The following is a 26,684-nucleotide window of genomic DNA, read 5'->3' as shown; positions in this document are numbered from 1 at the left end:
GTACAATTATAATGTAAACGTATAATATGAAAATGAAGGCAGGAATTCTTCTACACCTGCGAAGCGGTGCTTGAAGCTGCTGCAGTGCATTTATTCGGTATGCAAGCGGCAGTCAAATAAAGGAGGATATAAACGATGGGGACATTGCCAAAAGATTTTTTATGGGGAGGCGCTCTGGCCGCCCACCAATTTGAAGGGGGATGGAATAAAGGCGGCAAGGGGCCGAGTGTAGTGGACGTCATGACGGCAGGCGCGCATGGTGTGCCCCGGAAAATAACAGATACAATTGAAGAGCGGGAATTTTATCCGAATCATGAAGCGATCGATTTTTATCATCGTTATAAAGAGGACATCGCATTATTCAGCGAGCTGGGCCTGAAATGTTTAAGAACGTCCATCGGCTGGAGCAGAATTTTTCCTAAAGGTGATGAAGCGGAGCCCAATGAGGAAGGATTGGCTTTTTACGACCGGGTGTTTGATGAATTGCTGAAACATGGGATTGAACCGGTAATTACCTTGTCACATTTTGAGATGCCGCTGCATTTGGCGAGGGAATACGGCGGTTTCAGAAACAGAAAAACAGTCGGATTTTTTGTGAAATTCGCTGAAGTGTGTTTTGAACGCTATAAACATAAGGTGAAGTATTGGATGACGTTTAACGAAATCAATAATAAGATGGATGTGAATAATCCGATCTTTTTATGGACGAACTCGGGCGTCGCCGTTAAAGAAAACGAAAACGCAAAAGAAGTCATGTATCAGGCCGGCCATCACGAACTGCTGGCAAGCGCATTGGCTGTTTCGAAGGGAAGAGAAATCAATCCCGAGTTCAGGATCGGCGCGATGGTATCACATGTCCCGATTTACCCATACTCATCTCACCCCGATGATGTGATGCTGGCTGAAGAAACGCTGAGACAGCGCTTTTTCTTCCCGGACGTCCAGGTTCGCGGATATTATCCAAGCTATGCGTTAAAAGAATTTGAAAGAGAAGGCTATCAGATACACTTTGAAGACGGTGATGAAGAGATTTTGAAAAATGGCCGAGTGGACTACCTCGGATTCAGCTATTACATGTCCACTACCGTAAAAAGTGACGTGATAAACGATAATACCGGGGATGTAGTAAACGGAGGATTGCCAAACGGCGTGGAAAATCCTTATATTACAGCGAGTGATTGGGGCTGGGCGATTGACCCGACCGGTTTACGGTACACATTAAACCGCTTATACGACCGCTACCAGATTCCATTATTTATCGTGGAAAACGGATTCGGCGCCATTGACACATTAGAAGAGGACGGTTCAATTCATGACGCTTCAAGAATTGAATATTTATCGTCACATATAAAAGCTTTGGAAAAAGCAGTCACATATGATGGCGTGGATGTAATGGGCTATACACCATGGGGAATTATTGATATCGTGTCATTTACAACCGGAGAAATGAAAAAACGCTACGGCATGATTTATGTTGATCGGGATAATGAAGGCAACGGTTCAATGAAGCGGCTTAAGAAAGACTCATTTGAATGGTATAAAAAAGTGATTGAAACAAACGGCGCATATGTATCCTAAAGGTGTAAAAAGGGAAGGCTTCACCGTTGTGTGAAGCCGGCTTTTTATCAGTAATTATGAAAGCGCATTCATTAAAACGGGAAGGAGGTGACTGTCCGGCTTTTCATTTAGAATCGCTTATAAAAATAAGGAAAGGGATGGTGGTTCATGTTTTTTAAAAAAAGTCTGCACATGACCCTGGTTTTTCTTATGTTTTTCTTTTTCATATCAAGCAGCACGGAAGCCGAAGTGTATGCGGCTGATCGGAAGGCTTCAGACAAAAACAAAGTAAGGGTGTGGTTCAGTTCTGAAAAAGATCCGGCTTCCCGTACGTGGTATGACGGGCCGCTGGAAGTGAAATACGCCTTAGACGAACAAACACCGCTTACATGGACAAAAAAGAAGGCTTCTGACTCCGCCGCCGTGTATATTGATCCGTCGCGCCGCTATCAAAGTGTGTTGGGCGTAGGATCGTCCCTGGAAGAATCCACAATCCATAATTTATCAAAAATGACACCCGCAAAAAGAAAAGAAGTGCTGAAAAAACTGGTTGATCCCAAAGATGGTATCGGCATGGACGTTATGCGCATAACGATCGGGACATCTGATTTTACGGCACAGGAATTTTATACGTATGACGATATGCCTGAAGGCCAAACAGATCCTAAGCTCCGTCATTTCTCGATCCAAAAGGATATTGATTTACACATTACAGCAACCATCAAGGAAGCGCTGGCGATAAATCCGGAACTGAAAATCATTGCCTCACCGTGGAGCCCGCCGGCTTGGATGAAAACGAATGAAAACCTCAAGCGGGGAAAGCTGAAAGATAAATATATCGGCGCACTGGCCGTTTACTTCCGCAAATTTATTGAGGCGTACGAAAAGCAGGGAATTCCGATTTATGCGATGACCCTTCAAAATGAACCTTTGCTGGAAATCGACTATCCGAGCATGTACATGCCGCCGTCTCAGCAGCGCAAACTGGCGATAGCCGTGAAAAAAGAATTGAAAAAACACATAATTGACACGAAAATTTGGATTTATGATCACAATGCGAGCGGGGCGTGGAACTATATTCCGCCGATTTTAGATGATAAAAAAGGAAACCGGGCGGCAGACGGCATCGCTTTTCACGATTATGACGGTGACCTTTCCGTCATGTCGGAAATCGGAAAGAGATATCCTGATCAATCTATTCACTTAACGGAGCGGTCTGTCTGGGGGACGGCAGGGGCGGATCGGATCGCACAGTATTTCCGCAACGGCGCGTCGAGCTACAATGCGTGGGTGACGATGCTCGACAGTCAAATCAAGACGCATCATTGGATAGGCACCCCGGACCCGACGCTGTTTATTCAGGATGCTAAAAACCCTGACCGCTATTGGAATATCCCGATCTTTCATATGACAGGCAACTTTTCAAAATTTATCGAGCGCGGAGCCAAACGGATAGAAAGTAATTACGGCTCCAAAAACACAGTCTCGAATGTATCGTTCCTTAATCCTGATCAATCCATTGTGACAGTCGTAATCAACCAGACATCTTCAGAACAAAAATTCCATGTCGTTTCAGAAAATCGGCAGTTTGAAGCCGTCATCCCGGCTAAAACCGTCGCCACCTACAAATGGCAGCACAAAAAGTAAAAAACCGGCACATCGATGTGCCGGCTTTTTTCTGTTAAGCGCCTTTTTGGTTCAGTTTATCAGAGGGCGCTTTATTGAATAAACCGTCTTTGACGGCGTTTGAAGACGCTTTTTTTACAAAAAACGGGTTAAGGATAATAACGGCTGCCATGTTAGCGGTCAACCCCCAAAACCCTTCATATATACCGTGGGCGGATTGGGTGATATTTACCGTGAATGTCACGATAAGACCGACGAGAAGACCGGTAATTGTCGCTTCTTTCGTTTGATTCTTCCAAAACAGACTGACGGCGATAGCCGGAAAGATCTGAACCATGCCGGAAACACCGAGAAGCTGAAGGGTAACGAGCGCAGTCGGGAACAGCATACCGAATAAAAGCGCGAGCCCGATGACGACAAATACCATTGAACGGGTGATCATCGTCAGCTTGCTTGGTGACACATTCGGGTGAATCAAATCCCGATATAAGTTATTCGCAAATAAGTTTGATGCTCCGATGGCCATGATGGAGCAGGGAATCAATGACGCAAGGGCGATCGTGGAGTAAGCAAATCCCTGTGCGACTCCGCCGTAAGACGTTTGAATCAGCTTCAATAAAGCGAGCCGCGGATTGGTATCTTCCGGAAGGACAAGAAACGCGATAAAGCCGAGAAAAATAACAAGAATCAAAACAATATTATAAAGCGGCAGAAACATGCTGTTTTTGCGGACGGCATCTGCGCTTTTTGCCGTAAATACGCCGGTTGCCGCATGCGCCCACATAAAGAGCGCCAGCGCAGATACGATGGAAGCTGTGATAAACCAAGGAATTCCTTTCGGCCCCGAGTCCGGTATCGTCAGCATTTGCGGCGCTTTTTCAGCCAAAGTGTGAATCATCGGCGTCCAGCCGTGAAAATGGATCAGCGGGAGTGAGACGACCATAAACAGCATAATCACCCACACCAGAATGTCTTTAATAATCGCCGTAAACGTCGGCCCTTTAATTCCGCTGAAAAAAGTATACAGCGCTACAAGAATAAAAGAGATGATGACGACCATATTGACATTAATGACACCCGTTCCGGCCACCTGAAGCGTATCTTGAATCCCGCTCAGCTGGAGACAAATATAAGGAATGAGCATAAGAACGCCGACAATGGCGACAAGACTGGCCAAAAGTTTACTGTCAAAACGCTCACGGGCATAATCGGCAAGCGTCGTTAATTTGTGAATTTTTGCCACTTTCCACAACTTCGGCAGAAAGAAATAAGCGATAAAATACGCCAAAACAGAATACGGGATTGCAAAAAAAGCAACGCTTCCCCCTGTGTAGGCTGTGCTTGTTAAGCCTAAAAACGTATAAGCCGTATAGAGATCCGCGCCGACTAAAAACCAGACGAGGAGCCCCCCGAACCGTCTGCCGCCGACAGACCATTCCTCAACAGAAGTACGTGATGATTTGTCTCTTCCGGCTATAAAGCCGATACAGACAACGGTTAAAACGATGACGGCTGTAATGATCAATGCTGTTATATTTGCGGGCATCAGTCCAGTCCTCCTTGTTTCTTCTGCAGCCTATAAATAAGAAACGAACATAATGGAGTGACTGCGATCCATAAAAGCAGCCAGAAATGAAAAAAAGGCAGCCCGATAATGATCGGATGAACCCGATTAGCGACTGACAGCAGGGCCAGCTGGCTGAAAGGGATTAAGATGAGAACGAAAATTAGTGCTTTTCTGACCATTTACTTTCCTCCTGAAACTTGATAATGCTCCTTATCATAGCAGGTGTCAGATAAGATCACAAGATATTTTTCAGAAAAAAAAGAATTCTATTACTTTTTTAACTGAAACACTTTAGTTGCATCTTCATTCATATTAAATTAGAATAGTTAATATCTCGAAATCAAGATATTTAGGAGTGAATACATTGAATACACAAGGATTGCACCATGTTACCGCATTTGCAAAAGATCCTGCTGAAAATCTTCGGTTTTATACTGAAGTGCTGGGTTTGCGGCTCGTTAAAAAAACCGTTAATTTTGACGACCCGGCCACTTATCACTTTTATTTCGGCAACCAAAACGGAGAGCCGGGCACGATCATTACATTTTTTCCTTTTCAGGGAAGCCGCCCGGGAACCGTGGGAAAAGGGCAGGCCGGAAGAATTTATTTCTCCGTGCCGAAAGGAGCACTCGCGTTTTGGAAGCGCCGGCTTGAAGAAAACGGCTTGTCTGTAAAAGAACAGATCATGCTGTCTGAACAAGTCCTTCTCTTTAATGATACAGAAGACCTGCCGCTTGCCATAATGGAAGATGAAAGAAGCGGACAGAGTGAATGGACTCCTTCGGGCATTACTGAAAAAGAAGCGATCACAGGCATGAGAGGTGTTCTTCTGTACTCATACCGTCCTGAAGCAACCATTCAATTTCTCATAGAACGCTTCGGTTATTCAAAGACAGGAGAAGAAAATCAAATTGTCAGGCTGCAATCGGAGGCACGGATCGGACATATTATAGATGTTGACCTTGCTCCGAAAGAAGCGGGTGCCGGCGGTTACGGGACAGTTCATCATGTCGCTTTCCGCACGAGCGAAAAAGAGCAGGCGGAGTGGAAGGATATTCTTGCTGATTCTCATCTTGCTTCATCTGACATTCTTGACAGGTCATACTTTACTTCAATCTATTTCAGAGAAAGCGGCGGCATTTTATTTGAAATGGCAACCGACGAACCGGGCTTTATGACGGATGAATCCTTTGAAAATCTCGGAACAGAGCTGAAGCTTCCGGAATGGCTGGAAGAGCATCGCAGTCAGATTACAGCTGTTCTGCCCAAAATGGAGAAAGGAGAATGATGATGAAACATATGTTTGAACAGGGAACGTCAGAAAATGTTCTGCTGCTTTTGCACGGAACGGGAGGAAATGAACATGATCTTCTGTCGCTCGGACGTTTTATCGATCCGAACGCAAGTCTGCTGGGGGTCAGAGGATCAGTGTCGGAAAACGGCATGCCCCGTTTTTTTAAGCGGCTGAAAGAAGGGGTATTTGACGAGAAAGATTTAATTGAACGGACGGAAGAATTAAAGAATTTTATTGATGAAGCGGCGCAAATGTACGGGTTCAGCAGAGAAAACGTGATTGCTGCCGGCTATTCAAACGGCGCCAATATTGCAGCAAGTCTTTTGTTTCATTATAAAGATGTACTGAAAGGAGCGGTTCTGCATCATCCGATGGTGCCGATACGCGGAGTGAAGCTGCCTGATATGGAAGGGCTGCCTGTGTTTATCGGTGCGGGAAAACGCGATCCCCTATGTACAAAAGAAGAATCGGAGGAGCTTTATCAGTATCTGACAGATGCTCATGCATCCGTTGCTCTTGAATGGCAGGAGGGCGGTCATCAGCTCACACAGCAGGAAGCCGAGCAGGCACGGGCCTGGTACAATGAGCGATTCCTATAAAAAACCCTTAGTCTGCTTAAGCGGACTAAGGGTTTCTTTCATCTTACAGCCAAGTTGACACTTTAGATACAGGCAGCCGGTTGCTTTTATGCGCCGGCTTAACGGCTTTACCGATTGAAATCAGCATGACGGGCACGAAACGCTCGCTCACGTCGAATTCTTTAACGAATTGCTCTTTATTGAATCCGCCGATCGCGCAAGTGTCGTAGCCTTTTGCTTTAGCGGCAAGCATCAGCTGCATCGCTGCTAAAGAAGCGTTTAAAAATGCTGAATCGCGGGCAAACTGATCATTTTGGTATGCACCGTTAATCTGGCCTAAAAGCGTTTGTTTAATCTCTTCTGTGATATTGCCTTGCTCAGCCAGTTCAGCATAAACGTCTTCACCATTTTCATTTGCTTTTAAGTCGCCTAATACGGCAATAACTGCTGATGAATCAATAATCTGTTTTTGATTAAAAGCAACCGGAAGCAGGGCAGCTTTTGCTTCATCACTGTGAAAAACTTGAAAATGCCAATGCTGAAGGTTCCAGGCGGAAGGTGCTTGCGTTGTGATTTCAAGGAGTTCTGTCAATTCCTCTTTTGTAATGACCGCGTCTTTATCGTATTCTTTAACAGATGCGCGTTCCTTTAAAACGTCTAATACGGATGTCATCATGTTTCCTCCTTCGGATAAACGTGTTATCATAATAGAAAAGTTAGAAGCTTACTAAATGTAACTTGAAAACTAATTTTAATGGATCACAAAAAACTTGTCAATTCATAGATGAAGGGATGAATTCACGTGGGATATACAATGTGTCCTAAAATGGAATCCGCTTTTTCTCTTTTGGGAAAACGCTGGAACGGCCTCATTATCCATGTACTGATGGACGGGCCGAAACGATTTAAAGATATGACCGAAACGATACCGACAATCAGTCAAAAAATGCTCGCGGAGCGGCTCAAAGAGCTGGAACAAAATGAAATCGTCGAGCGTCAGGTGCTGCCTGAAACACCTGTCAAAGTCATTTATAAACTGACTGATAAAGGCATGGCCCTGCAAGCCGTTTTTCAGGAAATGCAAAAATGGGCAGACAGTTTTTGCGAGCCCGGGGGATCTGCCAACGACACATGTGATGAATAATAAAGGCTGCCCAAGGCAGCCTTTACTTAATGATAATGTTTAATCGTCATAAAAACCATTAATATCAAAATTGTTCAGATTGAGGTTCAAGCCTTTTAATTGCTTTAATAAAGCATCGAATGTAAGGAAATGATCATTTTTACATTCCGCCGGAACATCATCTGGAGAAAATAGTTCCATTCCTCCCTCAATCCACTGTTTCCGGTATAACTGAAATGCCGCTTCAATTAAATGATCAGGCGTTACAATAAACCCTAAGCTTACGTCATGGTCCTCACTGTAGCCGAATTCAAACCCGCAGCAAGGGCAGATATCAAATGTTTTTTGATATTCGCCGTTATAAACGGGACTTGTCTCTAATCCTTTAAATCCGCATATCAAACAAGGATACAACTCACTAACCAACATACATCCCTCTTTTATTCAGTTTGAAATCATCCAAAAAACAAGCAGGGAGGCCTTTTACAGTTTCCCGGTTAAAAACTGAGCCTCACCGAGCCCGAAGCTCCAATCGGCGTTCCCGTTTTCTGTAACGGAAATCATGACGTCCTCGGGTGATATGCCGCATTCTGTTTTAAGCTGATCAGCCATCAGTTGATATAACGTTTCTTTCTGATGTTCGGTGCGCGCTTTGCTGACAATACTGATGATGACAAGATCTTTGCTTCTTTTGAAACCGAGCCCGGTATCTTCAATGATAAGCTCATGAGGCCGATGCTGGTGAACGATCTGATAACGGTCCGTTACTGGGACGTCAAAAGCTTTAACCATGGCGTAATGGGCGGTATCCAGTAATTTTTTTAATGCTGCGTCATCCCGGCCTTCAATAACGTCAAAACGAAGTAATGGCATATTTTATTCCCCCTGATGGTTTTATAATGTCGCAACTTGTAAAAAAAGTATAACAGTTAATCAAAATATAATCAAATTATAACCAAATTGTTTACATGTTAACGCAATATCAAAGAGAGGCACAAGTTGTTACAATCGCCCAATCAATTTCCTCATTTTATGAATACGCTTAAGAATAGGCAGACATAAAGGAGGAAAAACATGTACCCTCGTCATGCATTGTATCGCGGGAATTTCGGTCCTGCCGGATTTCCGGCGAGAAGTCCTTTTTTGTTCGGCGCTCCTTTATTCGGCGGATTTTTAGGCGGTCTTCTCGGAGGCGTGATTGCCACAGGTTTTACAAGACCCCGCTATCCGTACGGGTTTGCCGGTTACGGATACGGAGGCGTCCCATACGGCGGTTTCGGGCCGGGAGCCGGCGGTTATCCGCCATTTTATTAAGAAAAAACGGCCTGCATCGCGCGGGCCGTTTTTTTATCTTAAAATCTCCACTTCCGATAGATTGTAGTCTTCCTGTTTTGAAAACATAACTTCAATCATCCCGTCTTTATAGACTGCTTTTGTTCCTTTCCGTTTGACGAGGCTCGGAAGTACGATTTCTTTTTTTCCTTCTCCCAGGCTGCTGTTCTCTACAACGAGGCTGTGTGACGTATGCTTAATCCTGATACGGTCGAGTTCCTCTTGTTCGGCGGGAATTTTCGCAAAAACATGATCGGATGTTTCAAACAGGTCAATTTCCGGCTTGGGCGGTTCCGCTTCGACCGGATCGGTCTTTTTGGACATCGGGTCGCGAAAAGGGAACTGTCCGGCATAACCGGCGCCGAATACGCTTTCCATCACTCGGTTGACATATGTCTCGACATCTTTCGGATCAGCATTTTTAAACGTTTCTTTAGAGAACTGATTTTGGAAGGGAAAATATCTGTTCCAATCAAACACGGCATCTCACCCTTTCTTAACGGACAACATAGTATATGCCCGCCGGAAGCTTCCCGTGATATAATATAATCTGTTTACAGAAAGGAAGGGGAAGGCCGTGCAAGGGAATAACGTAAGAAAAGGAATCATTTATACCGCTTGTTCTTTCGTCATGTGGGGGCTGTTTCCGGTCTATTGGAAACTTCTTGAACAAATACCCGCATTGGACATTTTAGCTCACCGGATTTTATGGTCATTTGTTTTCATGTGTGTGCTTTTAACTGTGCTTAAGAAGTGGAAAACCGGATGGCGTGAACTGCGTCTTTTGAAATCGGAAGGGGGCCTGCTGGCGCTTTTTTTCGCTTCCGTTTTAATTTCCGTTAATTGGTTTGTGTACATATGGGCCGTCAATCACGGCTTTTTGCTTGAAGCAAGTCTCGGGTACTACATTAATCCGCTCGTTTCCGTTCTTTTGGGCATCCTATTCTTAAAAGAAAAGCTTAACAAGATGCAAACAGCAGCCGTTTCTATTGCCGGGGCGGCCGTGCTCATATCTGCGTTTCAATATGGCGCGGTTCCTTATATCGCATTGCTGCTTGCATTCAGCTTCGGTCTGTACGGCTTATGTAAAAAAAGAACCCGCATGTCCAGCACGATCGGACTGACGCTGGAGACGCTTTTGATTACCCCGGCTGCACTTATTTATTTAGGATATACAGCTGACGGGAGCACTTTTGGGTCCTTGGGGGCAGGAACATGGGCGCTCCTATTTTTCGCAGGCGTATTTACGGCCCTGCCGCTGTTATTGTTTGCAGAGGGGGCAAAGCGTCTGCCGCTGTATCAAGTCGGCATTTTGCAATATATAGCGCCGACCATCACCCTTATGCTTGGCGTATTTGTGTATCATGAACCGTTTTCCGGGCAAAAAGCGTTTACCTTCATTTGTATATGGGCAGCATTGCTTTTGTTTACCTTTTCACAGATAAAATGGAAGCGGCCGATAAAAAGCCGCTAAGCCTTTCGCTTTCCAGCGATAGCTTAAATTATGTATAATCATTACGAGTATGTAAAGGAGCTGTACAATGGGCACTGATAAAGACATAGTAAAAGCCTATCAGGCACTGTGGAATAACCGCACTCTCCCGGCTTCAACCCTTGAAGAAGCGGAGAAGGCGATTGATCTTGAACTGCTTGATCAAAGAACACATCCGAGGCTCCGGAAGTCACCCGAGGAAAAGTTTGCTCTGGCGGTGCAGCGAATTGTAGATTCCCGGCTGCGGCCGATTGAGAAATATGAATTGGTTGAACTACATACGAAGCGTTTGCAATTTTTAAAAGAAGAAAGAGGGGAGCAGCTATGAAAGCGATCATAAAAGAAGATGTGCAAACTTCTTTAGAGCGATATGCCGATCGTCCTGTATATATCCATTTGGAAACAACGACCGGTTCTTATTCAGCGCATCTGAATGAGAAAAATATGACGGTTGTAGCCTATATACGCAATGCAAAAGTGACGTACCATCAGGCGAAAATCAAAGGAAACGGCCCGTACCGCGTCGGTTTGAAAACAGAAGAGGGCTGGATTTACGCAGAAGGTTTGACTGAGTATACAGTAGATGAAGAAGACCGTTTGTTAATGGCGGGGCATCTGCCGGGCGGAAAATTGGCGATTTCGCTTCAAATCAGCGAAAAGCCGTTTACAGTTTAAAGAAAAGGGTGAAAATCATGAAAGAACATGTACTCGTCATCCTGCCTCACCCTGATGATGAATCATACGGAGTGGCAGGACTGATTGCTTTACACAGACAAAAAGATATTCCCGTTACGTATGCATGCGCAACGCTTGGCGAAATGGGCCGGAACATGGGAGATCCCTTTTTCGCGAACCGTGAAACACTGCCGCTGTTAAGAAAGCAAGAGCTGATTGACGCATGCAAAGCAATGGACATTACTGACCTGAGAATGCTCGGGCTTCGTGATAAAACACTTGAATTTGAAGATGACGAGTGGCTCGCGGATATGATGGAAGAGATTATCGACGATGTAAAACCGAGTCTGATTGTCACATTCTATCCGGAGCACGGCGTCCATCCGGATCATGATGCATGCGGCGAAGCGGTCATCAGAGCGCTTTACAGAAAGAAAAAAGAGGACCGCCCGCGCACGCTTTGCATGGCAATCACCCGCAACAGGGAGGAAGCCGTCGGCAAGCCTGATGTCATTCTTGATATTAAAGAGGTTGCCGATATTAAAATGAATGCCTTAAAAGCGCACCGCACCCAAACGGAAGGCATGCTGAGAGAGCTGGAAGAAAAATTAAAAAATAACGAGCCGGTTCTTCAGACATGGTTTGAAGAAGAAGTGTATTGGACATATCCGTGGAAAGACTGATAAAAAAGGGATAAGGCTGAAATGCCTTATCCCTTTTTTTGTGTCAGGTCGGAAGCGATCGCTTCCGCAAGCGAAGACCGTATTGATAAATTTGAAAAACTCAGTCCGAGCTGCACCGCGGTTTGGGCGATTTCAGGACGGATTCCGGATAACGTCGCTTTCACGCCGAGCATTCCGAGTGATTCAATTAAGGTGAAAAGCTGTTGGGCAACCATCGTATCAATCATGGCTACGCCTGATAAATCAATGTACAGCTGCGTGATGCGCTTCTCTGAACACTGGTGCAGCGTATTCTCCAAAATCATTTTGGCTCTTGCCGTGTCAATATCCCCGATCAGCGGCAGCAGTCCGACATTGTCAAAAAGCACAATTACCGGCGAGCTCAGCTCTGTAATCAATTCTTTTTGCGCTTCAAGCTGAATGTTTGTGTTTTTATACATTTCCTCTATGAAAATATGAATGACCACATCAAACGATTTAATCAGCGTATGGAATATATCTTCGGCATCTTCTTCTGTCACGGTGTCTGAATGAAGTCTGGTAAACTGCTTTACATGACCGACATACAAATCACGAACTCTGATAAACTCGCGAATGATGTAATGGATGGGAGTTTTTAAATGTTCTTTATCCCGTGCGGCTTCAAACGCCCACTTTTCCAATGCCGCTGTATATACTTCCTTCTCTTCAGAAAAAATCCGATTGAGTTGATAATTAAACGCCAGATTTTGTTTTTTCAGGTTTGTGAGAACAGCCGGGTCAGTAGAAGCATAAACAGAATCAGGATCCGTATCATGAAGGGTATCAAACCATGTCTGACTGATGTCCTCCGCCCGTTCGGTTAAATAATCGTACAGCAGTTTATGTTTTGGCATTGCTGCTCCTCCTTTATAAAATCATCATTTTTTTCACATAACGCTTTTGCAGCTTCATCAGTCTGAAGAATAAACCGACAGCTCCTGCGGCAAGTCCTGCAATTAACCCGATCCAGTAGCCGTATGCCCCGAGGCTCGTGTAAGTGCCGACTGCGTAACCGAGCGGAAGCCCGATAATCCAATACGAAACAAAAGCCGCACCGAGTGTATAGTTGACATCCTTATATCCTCTCAGGGCGCCTTGTATCGGAGCTGCTACGGCATCAGAAAGCTGGAAAAACAGCGCATAGATTAAAAAGTGCTGCGTCAACATGAGCACCTCCGGATCTGATGTATACATTCCGGCGATTTGCGGCCTGAACAGTAAAATGAAAGCCGCCGTGCATAAAGAAAAACAAAGGGCCATCACAATGCCGATATAGCTGTATGACCGGGCATCCCTGTAACGCTTTGCGCCTGCTTCAAAGCCGACTAAAATCGTCATGGCCATGGATACGCTGAGCGGCAGCATATACAAGAGAGAAGCAAAATTCATTGCCGCCTGGTGGGATGCAATCGTCACCGTCCGGAAATGGCTCATTAGAAGTGTGACAGCCGCAAAAATGCTCGTTTCAAAAAATACCGCAAAACCGATAGGCAAACCGATTTTCAAAAGTTTTCTGCATTCAGACGGAGAAAAACGGTACAGTTTCCGAAATACAGAGTACCCGGCAAACGGCTCAAATCTGAAGACGATAAAAAAGCTGACGGCGCAAATACACCAGTAAGTCAGGGCGGAAGCGAGCCCCGCACCGACTCCGCCCAATGCCGGCATGTTGAATTTCCCGAAAATAAATACATAATTTAAAACAAAATTAATAGGCAATGAGCAAAGCGTAATAAGCATCGTGACTCGCGTTTTGCCGAGTGCGTCAATGAACGAGCGCAAAACGGCGTACACAAACAAAGGAAAAATACCGAGGGATAAAAAGCCTAAAAAGTGTTTGGCGATCGTCCGGACACGAGGTTCCAGGCCCAAATGTCCCAAGATCATATCAACGGTGAAAAAGCCGACCAGGATAACCGCCGCACTGAGAATGGCCGCTACATAAACGGCCTGGATGACGGAAAACGGCACTTCCTTTTGTCTGCCGGCTCCAAACAGCTGCGAAACAACGGGCGTAACGGCCATTAATATTCCTGCAAGGCCCGTATACACCGGCGTCCACAGGCTTGAACCGATTGCAACACCGGCTAAATCGGCGGCGCTCACTTTCCCTGACATCACCGTGTCCAAAAAGGTGATCAGGGCAAGGCCCGCCTGTGTGATTAAAATCGGAATGAAGATATGTAACAGCTGTCTGACCTTTTGGCCGATCGTGTTCGTTTCTCTCAATTTAGGTTCCCCGTTTCTTTATTTTAACGAGAGAAATTATAACATTTTATGTATAAAAAGCAATGAAAGCCGGCCTACTCTTTTTTGTCCGGTTTCGGCTTTTTAAACATCTTGGCATAAATGAATGAAAGTGAAATGACCCCTAAAAAGGTGCAGATATATTGCATCAGCCGTGCGAATTCCATATGATGTCTCCTCCTTTCATGATTATGGTGTACACAGCGGCGCATATCCATGCGCGCGATGCAGAAAATAAAGGAAAGGAGATGATGTGACATGCGCCACACTCAAATGACGGAAAGCGCGTTTACCGCTGCCGTTCAAACGTACTTGAAACAAATTACCGAGGATGCCGGAATGATACTGCGGACATTGGATGAAAAAGACCAATGCCTTCTTTGCGAATTAGATGAACTGGGACATACGTTTCAGGAAATGCAGGCTGTCGCTTCGTCGTTTTACCTGCAGTCATATATCGAACATTTTACGCCTTCCTATACAGAGCTGGCGAGGGCCGTGCAGCACTTGGCGGAAGAAAAGCACGGAGCGCTGATTGTGATTGAACGTGCAGATCCGCTGGACGGAATGATACAAAAAGGGACCAGTCTGCATGCCGAGATCAGTTCAGCTTTAATTGAGAGTATTTTTTATCCCGGCAATCCGCTTCATGACGGAGCCGTATTGGTCAGAGAAAACCGGGTTGTATCAGCAGCCAATGTGCTTCCGCTCACAACAAAACATGTCGATCTCAAATACGGGACGCGCCACAGGGCTGCGATGGGACTTTCGGCCGTCACTGATGCACTAGTGCTCGTTGTTTCAGAAGAAACGGGAAAAATGTCTTTTGCTAAAGACGGCGGACTGTATCCGCTTGTTTCGCCGCGGGCGCTTCATACGAAATAATAAGAAAATGGGAATATTGTACCCATTTAATATTAATAAGGTGAACATCTTTACCTTTTTCTGTATTGGTGTTATCGTTTAAATATACATAAAATTTAAAAGAATAGGGAGTGGAAAGATGGCAAATGTATTGATGATCGGCTTTCCGGGAGAAGGCCATATCAATCCGTCTTTAGGCGTCGTAAAAGAACTGAAGGCAAAAGGGGAACATGTCGTATATTACGGCGTGAAGGAATATGAGCACAAAATCGCGTCAAGCGGAGCGGAATTCCGTGAATGTGAAGATTTCCGAAAAGATGAATTCGGAAAAAACGCAACGGGTGATGAACAGCGGGATGCTACCGAGTTTTTACTGTTAATGATTGAGACTTCCGAAAAAGCCGCACTCCGTATTCTTGAGGAAGTAAAAGATGAATCATACGACTACATCCTTTATGATCATCATTTTCTGGCAGGAAGGCTTGTGAGAAATAAGCTGAAACTGCCGGCATATTCACTTTGCACAACATTTGCAATGAATGAAGCATTTATTAAAGAAGTGTTTTCAAATACAAACCTTATATCAGAGGAATCATCTCATTATCCGGCTTATACCGAAGCGGTCAGCCGGCTTAATGAAGAATTCAGCGCAGACATTAAAACGCCGTATGATATTTTCTCAAATGACGGCAGAAAAACCATCGTATTTACTTCAAGAGCGTTTCAGCCGAAAGAAGAAGAGTTTGGCGATTCTTATCTCTTTGTCGGTCCGTCCATAACTGAAAGGCCGGCGGCTCAGGATTTCCCGTTTGACCAGCTTGAAGGAGAAAAAGTCCTGTTTATTTCAATGGGCACGATTTTTAACAATCAGAAGGAATTGTTTAATAAATGCTTAAAAGCGGTCAGGAACTTTAACGGAAAAGCCGTCATGTCAATCGGCAAACATCTTGATCCGACGGAGCTTGATGAAATTCCTGAGAATGTTATTGTAAAGCCTTATGTTCCGCAGCTTGAGATCCTGAAGAGAGCGGACTTATTTATCACTCACGGCGGAATGAACAGTACGAGCGAAGGGCTTTACTACAAAACCCCGATGATCGTCATTCCGATGGGAGCAGATCAGTTCGCCGTCGGAAGCCAAGTGGAAAACACGGGCGCGGGCAAGATGTTTAAAAAAGAAGATGTAACAGCGGAACTGCTCACTGAAGCAATAAAAGAATTGAGCGAAAATCCTGAATATCAGACAAAAGCTTCTGAAATCGGAGAATCCCTGAAAGCGGCCGGCGGAGCACAGCGTGCAGCGGAATTGATAGCAGAAGACGTGAAAACTGCCGAGACCCAAGTTCTGTAATCAGCCGTCACCCGCTTCCTTTATAGGAAGCGGGCTTTTTTTGTTTGTTTTTCGGGAGGATTTTCACGCCGTGAAGAGAATTGTATGAAAAACAGACAAGAAAGGTGGAATGTCGCGGAAAAAAGCCATGTTATGAAAATGATTCCAAAGTCTTTTGTGAAATGTTCTCAATTTATGTAAAATGTGTGGCATTGGTGATGATCTAAGACAAATGAATCGGAATTAATGTCGACTTCTGAATGAATCCTGCATAACAGGCGGCGTCCAAAGAAAAGGGACGTCCCTTTCAGCAATGATAAATAGGAGGTTTTTCGTTATATGAAGAAAAAAATCGCAGCCGGACTGGCTGTATCTGCAGTAATGACTTCAACCTTCGCCGTGCATCCCGCTGAAGCAAAAACCATTCAAGTAAAAAGCGGCGACTCTCTTTGGAAGCTTTCCCGGCAATATCATACAAGTATTTCAGCTCTGCAGGCGGAAAATAAACTGAAATCAACGATACTCCACCCAGGACAGCGGCTGCACATTCCCGACGGGAGCGGCACACATAAAACGGGGCAAAAAGGAAAACGAAACACTGGTGCTTACACAGTTACATACGGCGACTCATTATGGGTGATCGCAAAAAAATACAAAATGAGCGTTTCTGAGCTGAGAAGCCTGAACCGTTTGAGTTCAGATGTCATCTATCCGGGCCAAAAACTGAAAATTAAAGGGTCTGCCGGCGGCACGGACGGAGGCGGCAGACAGACAAAGCCTGATAAAGGCGCATCAGGGACTTACACTGTGAAGCCGGGTGACTCGCTGTGGAAAATCGCCAATCAAACCGGCATCACCATCGCCGAACTGAAAAAGCTGAATCAATTAACATCAGACATGCTGTATCCGAATCAAGTATTAAAGATCAAAGGTTCTTCACATAACGGAAACAGCGGCACAACACCGCCATCTCATTCAAATCCTTCTGAGAAGCCATCCACTTACAAAGTAAAAGCAGGCGATTCCCTCTGGAAAATTGCTAATCGGTTCGGCATCACCGCTCAGCTCATCAGAGAAAAAAATAAACTGACAACTGATGTGCTTCAAATCGGACAGGTTCTGGTGATTAACGGAACGGGAAAAACAGAAGATCCTGTGCGTCAGCCGGATAACAAACCGGAAAAGCCAAACAAGCCAAATACTCCCGAACCTCCGGTGACAGGGTCAAAGATTGACAGAATGATAGGCGAGGCGAAAAAACATGTCGGCGTGCCTTACCGCTGGGGAGGCAATACGCCTGCGGGCTTCGATTGCAGCGGTTACATCTATTACCTTTTAAATAAGGTAAGCTCTGTTTCACGTCTGAGCACGGCTGGATATTGGAATACGATGAAACATATCAGCCAGCCGTCAGCAGGCGACTTTGTCTTCTTTACGACATATAAAGCGGGCCCTTCTCATATGGGAATGTATTTAGGCGGAGGAGATTTTATTCACGCAAGCTCCTCCGGGGTTGAAATTTCAAACTTAAGCAATCCATATTGGAAAAAAGCTTATTTAGGAGCGCGCAGTTATTTTTAAAAAAAAGCCTTTCGGGGCTTTTTTTGTTTACCATTTTCACGTTTTGACAAGACTGATGGGTAAAAAAATAAGGGGGAGGAAGCATGAATCGTCTCTTGCTTTTTCTCATGCTCGCATCAATTACGCTTTGCGGCTGCGGGGCGAGACCCGCTCCTGTTCCGCCCAAAAAACATGGGGAAAGCCGCGCATTGGAAGCATCTGCATACCGTGAGCATGCCGGACTCATCAATCAAAACGGAAAAACGATCGGATATATCGAAGTGAGGGAATCTGATGATGAAGGATCAGACATTCATATATCAGCGGGACATCTGCCGCCCGGCGCTTCTCTCGGATTTCATATTTATGAAAAAGGGACATGTGAGGCACCTGATTTCGAATCAGCCGGCGGTCCGTTCAACCCTTTGAACAAAGAACACGGCTTCAACAATCCGATGGGTCATCACGCCGGAGATCTCCCCAATCTTGAAGTGGGGGCTGACGGTAAAGTGGATGTCATTATGAACGCGCCGCAAACTTCATTAAAAGAAGGGAGCAGACTCAGCCTGCTCGACCGGGACGGAAGCGCGTTCGTCATTCATGAACATACGGACGATTATTTAACAAACCCGAGCGGAAATTCCGGAGCCAGAATCGCCTGCGCTCCCCTGACAAAAAGCGCCCGCAGGGAATGAGCCCTTTTGTATTGAGTATACAAGGGCTTTTTTAGTATACTCGGTTATGGAATACAAATGGAAAGGAAACATCACCTATGACTTCAGAATTACAGCACCTATCACTTCCGGAAGATATACAAAACAAACTGCAGGCTTATCAAAATCATCCCGTTTCCCAAGAATTCCGGGATTTAATCGGATCATCAGGCTATGAGGCCGAAGATAAGGCGATTGTATTCGATGCCGTCATCGCTTTGACAATGGGAAAAAATATCTTATTAAAAGGACCGACGGGTTCGGGAAAAACAAAATTGGCGGAAACGCTTTCGAACTATTTTCATAAACCGATGCACAGCGTCAACTGCTCCGTAGACCTCGATGCAGAAGCGCTTGTCGGCTATAAAACGATTGAAAATGAACAGGGGCAGGCGACAATTGAATTCGTTCCCGGACCTGTAACAACCGCAATGAACGAGGGACATTTTTTATACATTGATGAAATCAATATGGCAAAGCCTGAAACCCTTCCGATTCTAAACGGCGTGCTTGATTACAGAAAAATGATGACAAATCCCTTTACAGGAGAAGTGATTAAGGCAAGCGAAGGATTCGGTGTTATCGCCGCGATTAATGAAGGCTACGTCGGCACCGTTCCGCTGAACGAAGCCCTTAAAAACCGTTTTGTCATCATTGATGTTCCGTATATTAAAGGAAGCCTCCTGAAACAGGTGCTGACATCTCAGTCTGTCTTAAAAGATGAGAAATTAATTGAGCGCTTTATGACGCTGTCTTCTGATTTAATCGCACAAGCGCATAACGGACAAGTGTCAGAAGAAGCGGCGTCCATCAGGGCTCTCATAGATACGTGCGACTTGGCTGCGTACATCCCGCCGAAACGGGCGATTGAAAGAGGCATCGTGGAAAAACTTGACGACGACAGGGAAAAAGCCGCTGTCAGAAATATTGCAGAAACGCTGTTCGAATGAGGGATATACAATGAAGTTTATCAAATTTAACGACAGCACGATTGATTCGTTTTTGTTCATGATGCTGACTGATCTGGCCAAAACACTGACCAGAAGCAGTGAAGTTGAAGTGGAATACGGCGTGCAGTCTTACTACAATCCCTTTGAAAAGAAAATTTACATGAGCCACTTTTGGAAAGACCGATCAGCCGGGGATATGGAAGCCGGCCTGAAAAGCGATGTGTATTTGCGCGCTGTCGGAACACGCAGCAGCTCATTTCGGGTATTTGCGGGGTTTTTAAATGACGTTCACCGGCACTTCACCCGCCAAAGCTTTGCCAAGCAGCTGTTTATGCTGCTTGAGGATATCAGAATTGAAGAGCTGATCAAAAAAGAACGGCCGGGAACGAAACGTGTTTTTCAGAAGCGGAGAGAGATGTACAGGAAATATTTCACGACGCAGCTGACATTGAATTTAGAACGGAGCATTTTCACCGACGCTTTGTATTGCGCGATGTTTGTCAAGCTGACGGCTGAGTCTCCGCTAGAAGGCATTCCTTCCATGCATGAAAATATTGATATGATGATACCGTATATTGAACGTCAGCTCATCCGGGTGTATGAGGCGGATTCTACGGAACAAATCGCAACAATAACGGAAGACCTCATGGAAGGCCTTGATGAAGTGCTTGAGAAAGATATGCTGAACACATACTTTTTTCTGCCGGAACTTGATTACGAAAAAGCGGCTGAAGAGCCTTTATTCGAAAGCGTAAAAAAAGCGCCTTCGTTAAGTGACGATCTCACGCTCCCTGAGTCTTCCGACGGAGATGAAGAAATCCTTGAAGAGAAAATGAATACGTGGCACCGGGAAACCGAAGCGCCGTCAAAAAGCTTCCTTCAATTTGATATTGAGCACGGCGCGAAATCAGATCTTGGGAAAGACGCGGCCAGAGAAGGCGATGACGGTGACCAGGCGCTCGGCTCCGTTCAAGGTTCCGCACGTCAGACGAAAAGAGAGGATTACTCCAAACTGGAAGCGCTTGAATCCATTCAGGATGAACATGAGGGCGCCGGGCTGGCTGACGGAAAAGAAAACAAATTTGCCTTCCCGGTTTATCAAACGCCTCAAAAAGCGTCTCCTGAAGAGGAGCAGTCTTATAAAGAACAGGCAAAAACGATAGAATCATATCAAAAACGCCTGAAGCAGATGATACAAAAAACACTTGAGCACAAAAAAACGCTCCCGCGGACCGACCTTCACGCAGGCCGGCTGAATCGCAAACTGATCCGCTATTTTACGGAACGGAACCCGCGCCTTTTCTATAAAAAGCAGGACCCGTCTTCAGACATTGACGCCGTTTTTACATTGCTTGTCGACTGTTCGGCCAGCATGTTCGACAAAATGGATGAAACAAAAAGAGGGATCGTTCTTTTTCATGAGGCCTTGAAATCAGTGTCCGTACCGCATCAAATCGTCGGATTTTGGGAGGATACAAACGAAGCGACCGAAACGAGCCAGCCGAATTTCTTCAATACCGTCATTCCGTTTGAAGAGTCCCTGCTGCAGGCGGCGGGTCCGCTGATCATGCAGCTTGCGCCCGAAGAAGATAACAGAGACGGATACGCCATCAGACAAATGACGAAACAGCTGATGCGGCGGAGTGAGGCGCAAAAATTTTTAATCGTGTTTTCAGACGGAGAGCCGGCAGCATTCGGATACGAACAAAACGGCATCGTCGATACGAGCGAGGCTGTCATCGAAGCGAGAAAAAAAGGGATAGAAGTCATAAATGTTTTTCTGTCCAATACTGCGATAGAAGAATCCCAGATGAAAACCATTCAGGATATGTACGGAAAGTACAGTATTTTTGTTCCGGATGTCGATCAGCTGCCCGATGTGCTGTATCCGCTTTTGAAAAAACTGCTTCATAAAAGCATAGGATAGGCTTTTCCCTATGCTTTTTCGCTTTTTATTTTAAAATGATTTAATTTTTTCGGTATTGATCTGTTTTTTTTACTATTTTGTGAACAATCAAGGTAGAATCCAAACGCAATCAGTGGTAAAATATCCTTGGAAGCGTTTTTATTACATAATTTTGGGCACAGCGTTCAAAAGTTATTTCAAGATAGTGAATTGATCACTTGATTATCTAGGTTGGGGGTAATATTCAAATGTTTCAAAATAATATGAAACAAAGAATGAATTGGGAAGATTTTTACGGACCGAACCTCGGCTACGCACTGGAGCTGTACGACCAATATGCTGAAGATCCAGACAGCATTGATCCGGATCTGAAAGACATGTTTGACGAACTAGGCGCTCCGCCAAGCCAAATAAAAGAGGCATCGGAAACAAAGGAACAGGGACGCGTCACCGCAGATCTGATTCAAAAGATCGCAGCAGCAGTTAAACTTGCAGAAGATATTCGAACCTATGGCCATCTGAACGCTTCCGTCAATCCGCTCAGAAAGGATCCGAAAAAGAGCGAGCTCTTTCCGTTATCCGAGTACGGGCTTACAGAAGAAGAAATGAAAGCAATACCCGCGTCTGTCATCTGTAAAGACGCACCTGCCAATATAACAAACGGCTTAGAAGCCATCCAGCATTTACGCAATACCTATAAAAGAACCATCTCTTTCGAGTTTGACCATGTGCATGATTTCGAAGAGCGCGCATGGATTACAAAAATGGTCGAGTCCGGAGAACTGTTCCGGAAAAATTCACCGGAAAAACTGTCAGCCGTTTTAGAAAGACTGACGGAAGTAGAAGGATTTGAACAATTTTTACACCGGACATTCGTCGGTCAGAAGCGTTTCTCAATTGAGGGATTAGACGCGCTTGTGCCGGTTCTTGACGACATTATCGCCCAGTCTGTGAAAGCGGGCACAACCAATGTCAATATCGGGATGGCGCACAGAGGCCGTTTAAATGTGCTTGCGCATGTGCTCGGCAAACCGTATGAGATTATTTTCTCAGAATTCCAGCACGCGCCGAATAAAGACCTTGTGCCGTCTGAAGGATCGACCGGCATCAGCTACGGCTGGACGGGCGATGTTAAATACCACCTCGGTGCAGACAGACAGCTTCAGGATGCTGAAACCAAAAGCGCGCGGATTACGCTTGCAAATAACCCGAGCCACTTGGAATTCATCAATCCGATTGTGGAAGGAAGCACGCGGGCGGCACAGGAAACAAGAACGCAAAAGGGGTACCCGGTTCAAGACGAAACAAAATCGCTCGCCATTTTAATTCACGGTGACGCAGCGTTCCCGGGAGAAGGCATTGTCGCCGAGACGCTGAACTTAAGCTCACTGAAAGGCTATCAGGTGGGCGGGGCCATTCATATCATCGCCAATAATATGATCGGCTTTACAACTGAAAGCGATGAATCACGATCCACAAAATATGCCAGTGATTTGGCGAAGGGTTATGAAATTCCGATCGTTCACGTCAACGCGGATGATCCCGAAGCATGCCTGTCAGCCGTTAAATTTGCGGTTGAATACCGGAAGCGGTTCAATAAAGATTTCTTAATCGATTTAATCGGGTACAGACGATACGGCCACAATGAAATGGATGAGCCGTCAACGACACAGCCGATGCTGTATGATGCCGTCAGAAAACACCCGACTGTCAAGCGGATCTTTGCGGAAAAACTCGTAAGTGAAGGACTGATGAGCGAGGAAAAAGCGCAAAACATCGAAATGGCAGTGACAAAACGAATTGAAGACGCCTATAAAAAGGTGCCCGCCAAAAAAGAAGACGCCGTACGGGAAATTGAATTGCCGGAGCCGGTGTCCAACGGTTTTCCAGACGTTGACACAGCCATTGATTTTGATGTTCTCCGCAAGCTGAACGGCGAACTTATCAACTGGCCGGAATCCTTTAACGTGTTCGGCAAACTGAAAAGAATCCTGGAAAGACGTGCAAAAGCGTTTGATGATGACCGTAAAGTTGAATGGTCATTGGCTGAATCGCTTGCGTTTGCTTCCATTTTGAAAGACGGCACGCCGATCCGGCTGACCGGGCAGGATTCAGAGCGCGGAACGTTCGCTCAAAGAAACCTTGTGCTGCATGACAGCGAAACAGGAGAAGAATTTGTTGCTCTCCATCACTTAGACGACTGCGCTTCTTCATTTACGGTGCATAACAGCCCGCTCTCTGAAGGATCGGTTCTCGGCTTTGAATATGGATACAACGTGTATTCGCCTGAAACGCTTGTGTTGTGGGAGGCGCAGTACGGGGACTTTGCCAATGCGGCTCAAGTCTATTTTGATCAATTCATATCTGCAGGACGGGCAAAATGGGGACAAAAATCAGGGCTGGTCATGCTGCTGCCTCACGGTTACGAAGGGCAGGGCCCTGAACACTCCAGCGGCCGCGTCGAGCGGTTCCTGCAGCTGGCGGCGGAAAACAACTGGACAGTGGCCAACCTGACAAGTGCGGCTCAGTATTTCCACATTTTAAGAAGACAAGCGAAAATGCTGCTTCGTGAGGAAATCCGCCCGCTTGTGATCATGACGCCGAAGAGCCTGCTGCGCAACCCGAATACGGTATCTGAAGTGCAGGAACTGAGCGAAAGCCGATTCAAGCCTGTCTATGAGCAGTCCGGTCTTTCCCATGCTTACGAAAAAGTGACTCGCGTCGTATTATCAAGCGGAAAAGTGTCAATTGATATCAGCGATCACTTCAACAAAATGGAAGGCGATAAGGATTGGCTTCATATTGCCAGAATCGAACAGCTGTATCCGTTCCCGGCAAAAGATACGAAGGAGCTTTTCGCCAAACTGCCGAACCTGCAAGAGATCGTTTGGGTTCAGGAAGAGCCGCAGAACATGGGGGCATGGAGTTATATCAGCCCGTATCTGACGGAAATTGCGCCAAAAGGAGTAAATGTCCAATACATCGGCCGAAGAAGACGATCCAGTCCCGCAGAAGGAGATCCGACAGTCCACAAAAAAGAACAGGAACGCATTGTATCTGATAGCTTGACTCGCAAAAACTAAGGGGGAAATGTAAAAATGGCGGAAATTAAGGTACCTGAATTAGCAGAATCAATCTCAGAAGGAACGATAGCCCAATGGTTAAAGCAGCCCGGTGATTATGTAGAACAGGGTGAGTACTTGCTTGAACTGGAGACGGACAAAGTAAATGTTGAATTGACAGCAGAAGAATCGGGTGTTCTAAAAGAGGTATTGAAAGATTCGGGTGATACCGTCCAAGTAGGAGAAATTATCGGTACCATTACAGAAGGCGCTGGCGAAAGTTCTGCACCCGCCCCTTCAGAAAGTGCTCCAGCCAATGAACAAACGAAAGAGGAAGCAAAAGCTGAACCTGCTGCACAAGAAGTCAGCCAGGAAGCACAATCAGAAGCGAAATCCAGAACGGTAGCGTCTCCGGCTGCACGCAAGCTGGCAAGGGAAAAAGGGATTGATCTATCACAAATTCCGACGGGGGACCCGCTTGGCCGCGTGCGCAAACAAGATGTGGAAGCTTATGAAAAACCGGCTTCAAAACCTGAGGCACAGCCGAAACAGCAGGCTCAAAAAACACAGCAAAGCTTTGACAAACCTGTCGAAGTGCAAAAAATGTCCCGCCGCAGACAGACGATCGCGAAACGATTGGTTGAAGTGCAGCAGACTTCTGCGATGCTGACTACATTTAACGAAGTTGACATGACGGCCGTTATGAATCTAAGAAAACGCCGTAAAGACCAATTCCTTGAGCAAAACGATGTAAAACTCGGTTTCATGTCGTTCTTTACAAAAGCCGTCGTGGCTGCATTGAAAAAATTCCCGCTCCTTAACGCTGAAATTCAAGGCGATGAGCTGATCGTGAAAAAATTCTATGACATCGGTATCGCTGTCGCGGCTGAAGAAGGGCTTGTCGTCCCAGTCGTACGTGACGCTGACCGCCTGACGTTTGCCGGCATTGAAAGAGAGATCGGCGAACTTGCGAAGAAAGCGCGAAACAATAAATTAACATTAGGTGAGCTGCAAGGAGGCTCCTTCACGATCACAAACGGAGGTACATTCGGATCGCTTATGTCAACACCGATCCTAAACAGCCCTCAGGTCGGGATCTTAGGTATGCACAAAATTCAGCTGCGCCCAGTAGCAATTGATGCGGAGCGCTCTGAAAACCGTCCGATGATGTACATCGCTTTATCATATGATCACAGAATTGTAGATGGTAAAGAAGCGGTCGGGTTCCTTGTCACCATTAAAAACCTGCTTGAAGATCCGGAACAGCTGCTGCTGGAAGGATAATTTGAAACAGACAAAAAGTACACTGCCCTTACAAGCAGTGTACTTTTTTATTGAGCGAAGGGGAGAATTTATATGAAAAGCTGTTATCCGCTTGAGATCGAATTTGAATATAATGAAGAATTGCATTCTATCACTCCGGTTCTTCTGCAAGACGAACATGACACGATATTAATAGACTGCGGATATCCCGGTTTTACAAACCATCTTCAACATGCTGCTGCCCGGCATGGAATGTCGCTTCATTCATTGACAAAAATCATTGTAACGCATCACGACATAGACCATATCGGCTCACTCGCTGCATTACATCGTTTGCACCCGGATATCAGCGTGACAGTACATGAGCGTGAAGCGCCGTATATTGACGGCTCTAAAAAATCTTTACGGCTTGAGCAGGCTGAATCAACGTTTAGTTCATTGCCAGAGGATGCAAAGCCTTATGCAAAACAGTTCATTTGCTCGCTTCAATCAGTCGAATCGGCTCCAGTTCACCGGACAGTTACTGACGGTGAGCTGCTGCCTTGGTGCGGAGGCATTCGCGTTGTAGCCACGCCGGGTCATACACCCGGCCATATCAGTCTTTATCTGCCTGCCGAAAAAACAATGATCACAGGTGATGCGGTCGTCATTGAAGACGGAAAGCTGAAACTTGCTAATCCTGACTATACGTTACATATGGATGATGCGGTCCGATCTGTGCAGCGGCTGCTTGATTACGATATCCGCCAATTGATTTGTTATCATGGAGGTTTATTTCAGGGGGATGTAAAAAAAGCGCTTTTGCGCCTGTTTCGTGATCTGCAGAATAATCAAGGATAGG

Annotated in this window: 27 protein-coding genes; 19 read left to right on the top strand and 8 right to left on the bottom strand. The window is 45.6% G+C overall.

All coding sequences use genetic code 11. The features are described from left to right. The first annotated feature begins 135 nt into the window (after window positions 1-135). Both bglA and L3V45_RS09860 read left to right on the top strand, forming a co-directional pair. Entirely contained in the window at window positions 136-1,578 is a 1,443-nt protein-coding gene (bglA, locus tag L3V45_RS09865; RefSeq protein ID WP_103695056.1) for a 6-phospho-beta-glucosidase BglA, read from the top strand. Between the two features lie 147 nt (window positions 1,579-1,725). After that, window positions 1,726-3,204 carry a glycoside hydrolase family 30 protein gene (locus L3V45_RS09860; RefSeq protein WP_058906119.1) on the top strand — a complete coding sequence of 493 codons (1,479 nt, stop codon included), beginning with the start codon at window positions 1,726-1,728 and terminating at the stop codon, window positions 3,202-3,204. Between the two features lie 34 nt (window positions 3,205-3,238). Here L3V45_RS09860 and L3V45_RS09855 read toward each other — a convergent pair whose 3' ends face one another. Both L3V45_RS09855 and L3V45_RS09850 read right to left on the bottom strand, forming a co-directional pair. Beyond that, on the bottom strand, window positions 3,239-4,729 hold the full coding sequence (locus L3V45_RS09855) for a sodium:solute symporter family protein (protein WP_015388101.1): 1,491 nt from the start codon (window positions 4,727-4,729) through the stop codon (window positions 3,239-3,241). Further along, the gene (locus L3V45_RS09850; RefSeq protein ID WP_003153716.1) at window positions 4,729-4,929 is read right to left on the bottom strand and encodes a DUF3311 domain-containing protein; all 201 of its coding nucleotides are present in this window, start codon (window positions 4,927-4,929) and stop codon (window positions 4,729-4,731) included. The genes L3V45_RS09855 and L3V45_RS09850 overlap by 1 nt, the downstream gene beginning before the upstream one ends. 185 nt (window positions 4,930-5,114) lie before the next feature. Between L3V45_RS09850 and L3V45_RS09845 the strand changes: the two genes are divergently transcribed. Together L3V45_RS09845 and L3V45_RS09840 are read left to right on the top strand one after the other, a co-directional pair. Further along, complete coding sequence (locus L3V45_RS09845) at window positions 5,115-6,038, top strand: ring-cleaving dioxygenase (protein ID WP_003153719.1); 924 nt, start codon at window positions 5,115-5,117, stop codon at window positions 6,036-6,038. A 2-nt stretch (window positions 6,039-6,040) separates the two neighbouring features. Then, the gene (locus tag L3V45_RS09840) at window positions 6,041-6,643 is read left to right on the top strand and encodes an alpha/beta hydrolase (protein ID WP_025852443.1); all 603 of its coding nucleotides are present in this window, start codon (window positions 6,041-6,043) and stop codon (window positions 6,641-6,643) included. Between the two features lie 43 nt (window positions 6,644-6,686). On the opposite strand, the gene L3V45_RS09835 is transcribed toward L3V45_RS09840, so the two are convergent. Continuing rightward, entirely contained in the window at window positions 6,687-7,295 is a 609-nt protein-coding gene (locus tag L3V45_RS09835; RefSeq protein ID WP_003153727.1) for a nitroreductase family protein, read from the bottom strand. A 129-nt stretch (window positions 7,296-7,424) separates the two neighbouring features. Between L3V45_RS09835 and L3V45_RS09830 the strand changes: the two genes are divergently transcribed. Then, a complete protein-coding gene (locus tag L3V45_RS09830) occupies window positions 7,425-7,766 on the top strand; it encodes a transcriptional regulator YodB (protein WP_003153729.1) in 342 nt (113 codons plus the stop codon). 39 nt (window positions 7,767-7,805) lie between these two features. Here the strand turns inward: L3V45_RS09830 and L3V45_RS09825 are convergent, their stop codons facing one another. Then, window positions 7,806-8,174: a hypothetical protein gene (locus L3V45_RS09825; protein WP_014305208.1), complete on the bottom strand. Its 369-nt coding sequence runs from the start codon at window positions 8,172-8,174 to the stop codon at window positions 7,806-7,808. A 54-nt stretch (window positions 8,175-8,228) separates the two neighbouring features. Further along, the gene (locus tag L3V45_RS09820; RefSeq protein WP_058906117.1) at window positions 8,229-8,618 is read right to left on the bottom strand and encodes a tautomerase family protein; all 390 of its coding nucleotides are present in this window, start codon (window positions 8,616-8,618) and stop codon (window positions 8,229-8,231) included. Window positions 8,619-8,819: 201 nt separating this feature from the next. On the opposite strand from L3V45_RS09820, the gene L3V45_RS09815 reads away from it, so the two are divergent. Next, window positions 8,820-9,059 carry a hypothetical protein gene (locus tag L3V45_RS09815; RefSeq protein WP_003153736.1) on the top strand — a complete coding sequence of 80 codons (240 nt, stop codon included), beginning with the start codon at window positions 8,820-8,822 and terminating at the stop codon, window positions 9,057-9,059. A gap of 33 nt (window positions 9,060-9,092) precedes the next feature. On the opposite strand, the gene L3V45_RS09810 is transcribed toward L3V45_RS09815, so the two are convergent. Next, window positions 9,093-9,557, bottom strand: coding sequence for a hypothetical protein (locus L3V45_RS09810; protein WP_014305207.1), 465 nt, complete (start codon window positions 9,555-9,557; stop codon window positions 9,093-9,095). Between the two features lie 97 nt (window positions 9,558-9,654). Between L3V45_RS09810 and rarD the strand changes: the two genes are divergently transcribed. From rarD to bshB2, 4 genes are all read left to right on the top strand, one after another. Further along, the gene (rarD, locus tag L3V45_RS09805; RefSeq protein WP_003153740.1) at window positions 9,655-10,551 is read left to right on the top strand and encodes an EamA family transporter RarD; all 897 of its coding nucleotides are present in this window, start codon (window positions 9,655-9,657) and stop codon (window positions 10,549-10,551) included. A gap of 67 nt (window positions 10,552-10,618) precedes the next feature. Then, the gene (locus L3V45_RS09800; protein WP_014305206.1) at window positions 10,619-10,897 is read left to right on the top strand and encodes a hypothetical protein; all 279 of its coding nucleotides are present in this window, start codon (window positions 10,619-10,621) and stop codon (window positions 10,895-10,897) included. Next, entirely contained in the window at window positions 10,894-11,244 is a 351-nt protein-coding gene (locus tag L3V45_RS09795) for a YojF family protein (RefSeq protein WP_003153743.1), read from the top strand. The genes L3V45_RS09800 and L3V45_RS09795 overlap by 4 nt, the downstream gene beginning before the upstream one ends. Before the next feature lie 17 nt (window positions 11,245-11,261). After that, on the top strand, window positions 11,262-11,927 hold the full coding sequence (gene bshB2 / locus L3V45_RS09790) for a bacillithiol biosynthesis deacetylase BshB2 (protein WP_003153744.1): 666 nt from the start codon (window positions 11,262-11,264) through the stop codon (window positions 11,925-11,927). Between the two features lie 26 nt (window positions 11,928-11,953). Here the strand turns inward: bshB2 and L3V45_RS09785 are convergent, their stop codons facing one another. Together L3V45_RS09785 and L3V45_RS09780 are read right to left on the bottom strand one after the other, a co-directional pair. After that, window positions 11,954-12,802, bottom strand: coding sequence for an STAS domain-containing protein (locus tag L3V45_RS09785; RefSeq protein ID WP_003153745.1), 849 nt, complete (start codon window positions 12,800-12,802; stop codon window positions 11,954-11,956). A gap of 13 nt (window positions 12,803-12,815) precedes the next feature. Further along, window positions 12,816-14,177 carry an MATE family efflux transporter gene (locus tag L3V45_RS09780; RefSeq protein ID WP_015388110.1) on the bottom strand — a complete coding sequence of 454 codons (1,362 nt, stop codon included), beginning with the start codon at window positions 14,175-14,177 and terminating at the stop codon, window positions 12,816-12,818. A gap of 276 nt (window positions 14,178-14,453) precedes the next feature. Here L3V45_RS09780 and cdaS point away from each other — a divergent pair, with 276 nt between their 5' ends. The 9 genes from cdaS (at window position 14,454) to L3V45_RS09735 (ending at window position 26,683) form a co-directional block, all read left to right on the top strand. Then, on the top strand, window positions 14,454-15,080 hold the full coding sequence (gene cdaS / locus L3V45_RS09775) for a sporulation-specific diadenylate cyclase CdaS (RefSeq protein WP_014305204.1): 627 nt from the start codon (window positions 14,454-14,456) through the stop codon (window positions 15,078-15,080). Window positions 15,081-15,198: 118 nt separating this feature from the next. Further along, window positions 15,199-16,410, top strand: a complete 1,212-nt coding sequence (locus tag L3V45_RS09770) for a macrolide family glycosyltransferase (protein WP_063174267.1) — start codon at window positions 15,199-15,201, stop codon at window positions 16,408-16,410. Window positions 16,411-16,728: 318 nt separating this feature from the next. Beyond that, window positions 16,729-17,970 carry a C40 family peptidase gene (locus L3V45_RS09765; RefSeq protein WP_234949316.1) on the top strand — a complete coding sequence of 414 codons (1,242 nt, stop codon included), beginning with the start codon at window positions 16,729-16,731 and terminating at the stop codon, window positions 17,968-17,970. An 83-nt stretch (window positions 17,971-18,053) separates the two neighbouring features. Further along, the gene (locus L3V45_RS09760; RefSeq protein WP_234949315.1) at window positions 18,054-18,644 is read left to right on the top strand and encodes a superoxide dismutase family protein; all 591 of its coding nucleotides are present in this window, start codon (window positions 18,054-18,056) and stop codon (window positions 18,642-18,644) included. A gap of 77 nt (window positions 18,645-18,721) precedes the next feature. After that, window positions 18,722-19,612, top strand: coding sequence for an AAA family ATPase (locus L3V45_RS09755; protein ID WP_003153758.1), 891 nt, complete (start codon window positions 18,722-18,724; stop codon window positions 19,610-19,612). Between the two features lie 10 nt (window positions 19,613-19,622). After that, window positions 19,623-21,539: a vWA domain-containing protein gene (locus L3V45_RS09750; RefSeq protein WP_015388114.1), complete on the top strand. Its 1,917-nt coding sequence runs from the start codon at window positions 19,623-19,625 to the stop codon at window positions 21,537-21,539. 227 nt (window positions 21,540-21,766) lie between these two features. Further along, window positions 21,767-24,601: a 2-oxoglutarate dehydrogenase E1 component gene (gene sucA / locus L3V45_RS09745; RefSeq protein ID WP_236836948.1), complete on the top strand. Its 2,835-nt coding sequence runs from the start codon at window positions 21,767-21,769 to the stop codon at window positions 24,599-24,601. 15 nt (window positions 24,602-24,616) lie between these two features. Continuing rightward, window positions 24,617-25,864, top strand: coding sequence for a 2-oxoglutarate dehydrogenase complex dihydrolipoyllysine-residue succinyltransferase (gene odhB / locus L3V45_RS09740; RefSeq protein ID WP_103695050.1), 1,248 nt, complete (start codon window positions 24,617-24,619; stop codon window positions 25,862-25,864). Window positions 25,865-25,936: 72 nt separating this feature from the next. Next, window positions 25,937-26,683 carry an MBL fold metallo-hydrolase gene (locus L3V45_RS09735; RefSeq protein ID WP_003153765.1) on the top strand — a complete coding sequence of 249 codons (747 nt, stop codon included), beginning with the start codon at window positions 25,937-25,939 and terminating at the stop codon, window positions 26,681-26,683. Window position 26,684: the final 1 nt, after the last annotated feature.

The sequence above is a fragment of the Bacillus sp. R45 genome (assembly GCF_021729365.1).
GTDB classification, from domain to species: domain Bacteria; phylum Bacillota; class Bacilli; order Bacillales; family Bacillaceae; genus Bacillus; species Bacillus velezensis.
Note: the sequence above shows the minus strand (reverse complement) of the source record. Positions and strands in the feature narration are given on the sequence as shown.